Origin of the sequence: Saccharomonospora halophila 8, from assembly GCF_000383775.1 — a bacterium.
Taxonomy (GTDB): Bacteria; Actinomycetota; Actinomycetes; order Mycobacteriales; family Pseudonocardiaceae; genus Saccharomonospora; species Saccharomonospora halophila.
The window spans coordinates 18,838-22,294 of the sequence record NZ_KB912483.1 but is presented as its reverse complement, the minus strand read 5'-3'; the positions used below and the strand labels follow the sequence as shown (position 1 = coordinate 22,294).

Here is a 3,457-nt window from a genome sequence, read left to right as displayed (position 1 = left end):
CCGTCCGCGGCGTCGGCGCCGACGGGCGGGACGGACGGGTCCGGGGCCGGGCTCGCCGGTGGCTACGGGCTGCTCTCCGGCGCCGACCACGACTCCCTGGAACTGCGCCGTGCGGTGTCCGGTCTCGGTCCCGGCGAGGCGGGGTCCCGGCAGCAGGACCACCGGCCGGATTCGGGACCGCTGACCCTGCGCTGGGTGCTGTTGCTCGCGGGGTCCGTCGGGTTCGCCGTGGGGTCGGTGCTCGGCCTGGTCACGCTCTGAGCGACGCGTGGGCCACCGTGCCGTTCCGGGCACGTGTCACCGCGCCATGCCGTACACCCGTTCGACCCGCAGCTTCAACACCAGTCTGCGTTCGGCGACCATCGCGGCGCGGAACGCATCCCAGTCCGGGTGCTCACCCGCCATCGTCCGGTACAGCGCGACGAGTTCGGCCACCGTGTCGTCCTGCGGGTCGGCGGCCACCGGGGGCAGATCGGCGGTTCCCTCGGCCACCGCGTACGACCAGCCGTCGGCGCTGGAGACATGGTAGCTCGCCCGGGGGTCCCGGCGGAGATTGCGGGTCTTCGCCCGGTCGTCGGTGACCGACACCAGCACGGTGTCGGTGGCGGGGTCGAAGTGGTGGATCACCGTGGACAACTGGGGCCGTCCGTCCCGCCGGAGCGTGGCGAGCACACCGAACCGCCGGTCGGCCAGCAGCGCGCGGAGAGCGTCGTCGGTCATACCGGCCTCAACGGCACGGACATCCGGCCGATTCCGAATCACCGTGACCACGTCGGTGGGCGGCAACGTAGTCTGCCGACGTGGACACGCTGCATGCCGACGCCGCGACAGTCGCCCCCGCCTGGCTCATGACGGTGGGGATCCCCCTGCTCTGGGTCGTCGTGCTCGGTTTCGTGTTCATCGAGTGCGCGCTGCTGCTCGGCCTGTTCCTCCCCGGTGACTCGCTGCTGCTCGGCGCGGGGATCGTGCTCGCCCAGCAGGGGGCGGAGGGACAGGCCTGGGCGCTGTCCGGGGTGGCACTGGTGGTCGCCGTCCTCGGCAACCAGGCCGGGTACGCGATCGGCCGGAAGACCGGTGTGCACGTGGCCACCCGCCGGGACGGCAAGGTGCTGAACCGGCGGAACCTGGAACGGGCCCGGACGTTCTTCGACCGCAGGGGATTCTTCGCCGTCGTGGCGGCGCGCTACATCCCGTACGTCCGCACGCTCACCCCGCCGATCGCGGGCGCGGCGGGGATGAACCCCGTGCGGTTCTTCGTCGCCACCGTCGTGGGTGCGGTGCTGTGGGTGCCCGCCCTCGTGCTGGTCGGATACTACGGTGCGGGGCTGCTGGACTCGATGCCGTGGCTGAAGACCGGGTTGATGTTGGCCAGTCTGAGCTTCTTCGTCGGCGGCACGGTCTACGGCCTGTGGCGCTACCGCCAGGAGATGCGCAAGCCGAGCGACGCCGAACCGCAGCCCACCCGGACCTGACGGTCCGACCCGACGCGGGACCGGCGCCTCAGACGGCGAAGTGCGGCAGGTCCATCTCCCGGACGAGCACATCGGCGCGGTCCGCGGTCGGCGCGATCAGGTCGGCGTTGCGCTGGTCCGAACCGCGGGCGCGTTGCTGGGCCTCCACGAGTGAGCGCCCGTACCGGCGGTGCCGGGTCACCAACCGCGCGATGCGGGCGTCCTCGTCCGGCTGGAGGTACCACACCTCGTCGATCAGGGAGCGCAGCGTGTCCCACGGGTCGGAGTCGAGCAGCAGGTAGTTCCCCTCGGTGATCACCAGCCGCACACCCGGTGGGACGGGCACCGCGCCGGCGATCGGCTCCTCGATCTCCCGGCGGAACTCCGGCGCGTACACCGGCTCCCGGCCCTCCGACAGCCGTCGGACGAGATGGACGTAGCCGTGGGCGTCGAACGTGTCCGGCGCACCCTTGCGGTCGGTCCGGCCCAGCCTGGCCAGCTCCACCTGTGCGAGGTGGAAGCCGTCCATACCCACCACGGCCGCGTGCGAACCCAGCGCGTCGGCGATCCGCCAGGCCAGGGACGTCTTCCCCGACGCGGGCGGCCCCGCGATGCCCAACACCGTGCGCCTGCCGGTGTCGACCAGCGTCTGCGCGCGGTCGAGCAGTTCGTCGAACGAGGTCATGTCACTCCCATCGGGGGCCATGTCACTCCCATCGGGAGCGTCCCGAGCTCAGCGGAAACGTAAGCGCCCGAGCGCGGCGGGGAGCGAGCGCCCCGGGCGCGGCCACGGTCACGGCGACGTGGGTGGCCGGCCCCGCCGGCGGCTCCCGGACACCGGACCTCCCGCACATCCCGCGCCTGCGACCGTAAGTGGAGGAAGGCGACTCGGCAAGCGTTTGCGCAAAGGGTTGGCGATGCGGTTGGCTGACGGGCGACCCGTCGTCACCGTGCTCCAGGAGGCGATCATGGCACCGCCGCGGTCGAACCGGCCCACCCAACGCGACATCGCCGAACTGGCCGGTGTGTCGATCACCACCGTCTCGCACGTCGTCAACGGCACCCGGGCCGTGGCACCCGGGACGCGTGCCGCGGTGCTCAGTGCCGTCGAGCGCACCGGCTACACGGGCGACGCCATCGCCCGGTCGCTCGTCACGGGCGGCACCCGCACGATCGGTGTGGCGATCTCTCTGCTGGCGAACCCGTACTTCGCGACCCTGATGCGGACCGTCGAACGCGCGGCCGCGGCCGCCGGGTACACGGTCCTGCTGGCGGACACGCACGACACGGCGGAGACGGAGGGCGCCATCGTCCGCGCGTTGCGCGCCCGGCGGGTGGAGGGGTTGCTGCTCACCCCGGCCCCCGGCGACGGTGCGGTGGTCGGGGAGCTGGTGTCCGTCGGGACCCCCACGGTGCTGCTCGACCGGGTGTCCACCCGCGGCGACGTCGACCAGGTCGGCTCGGAGAACATCCAGGCGTCCTCGGCACTGACCGAGCACCTGGCCGCGCACGGGCACCGCCGGATCGGCCTGATCAGCGGCACGCCCGGGCTCGCGACCAGTGACGAACGCATTCTCGGGCACCGGCTGGGCCTCGGCCGCGCCGGACTGCCGTGGGACCCGGACCTGCTCGCCTGCGGGTACTCCGACTCCGGGCGGGCCGCCCGCGCCTTCGGCACACTGCTCGACGCCGCCGACCCGGCCACGGCCGTGGTGGTGTCCAACGACGCGATGTCCGTCGGGGTCCTGCACGAGGCGCGCCGACGCGGGATCCGGATCGGGACCGACGTGGCCGTCGTCGGCTACGACGACCCGGAGTGGGCCGACCTGGTCGATCCGCCGCTGACCACGATGGCGCAGCCCGTCGCCGAGATCGGGGCGCAGGCCGTACGGTTGCTGCTCGCCCGGATCGCCGAGCCCGACCGTGCCGCCGAGACGGTCCGGCTGGCCCCCCAACTGCGCCACCGCCGCTCCTGCGGGTGCGCCCCGACCGGGGACACCGCACCG

General features: G+C 73.1%; 5 protein-coding genes. 3 read left to right on the top strand and 2 right to left on the bottom strand.

Annotated elements, in window-relative coordinates:
- The coding region (locus SACHA_RS24780) for a hypothetical protein (protein ID WP_019806614.1) at window positions 1-261 on the top strand (261 nt) is incomplete at its 5' end.
- A 36-nt stretch (window positions 262-297) separates the two neighbouring features.
- Here SACHA_RS24780 and SACHA_RS0101455 read toward each other — a convergent pair.
- Entirely contained in the window at window positions 298-720 is a 423-nt protein-coding gene (locus SACHA_RS0101455; RefSeq protein WP_019806612.1) for a PPOX class F420-dependent oxidoreductase, read from the bottom strand.
- Between the two features lie 80 nt (window positions 721-800).
- Here SACHA_RS0101455 and SACHA_RS0101450 point away from each other — a divergent pair, with 80 nt between their 5' ends.
- Window positions 801-1,472 carry a DedA family protein gene (locus tag SACHA_RS0101450; protein ID WP_019806610.1) on the top strand — a complete coding sequence of 224 codons (672 nt, stop codon included), beginning with the start codon at window positions 801-803 and terminating at the stop codon, window positions 1,470-1,472.
- 28 nt (window positions 1,473-1,500) lie between these two features.
- On the opposite strand, the gene SACHA_RS0101445 is transcribed toward SACHA_RS0101450, so the two are convergent.
- Complete coding sequence (locus SACHA_RS0101445; protein WP_019806608.1) at window positions 1,501-2,136, bottom strand: nucleoside/nucleotide kinase family protein; 636 nt, start codon at window positions 2,134-2,136, stop codon at window positions 1,501-1,503.
- 283 nt (window positions 2,137-2,419) lie between these two features.
- On the opposite strand from SACHA_RS0101445, the gene SACHA_RS19755 reads away from it, so the two are divergent.
- The coding region (locus SACHA_RS19755; RefSeq protein WP_083935750.1) for a LacI family DNA-binding transcriptional regulator at window positions 2,420-3,457 on the top strand (1,038 nt) is incomplete at its 3' end.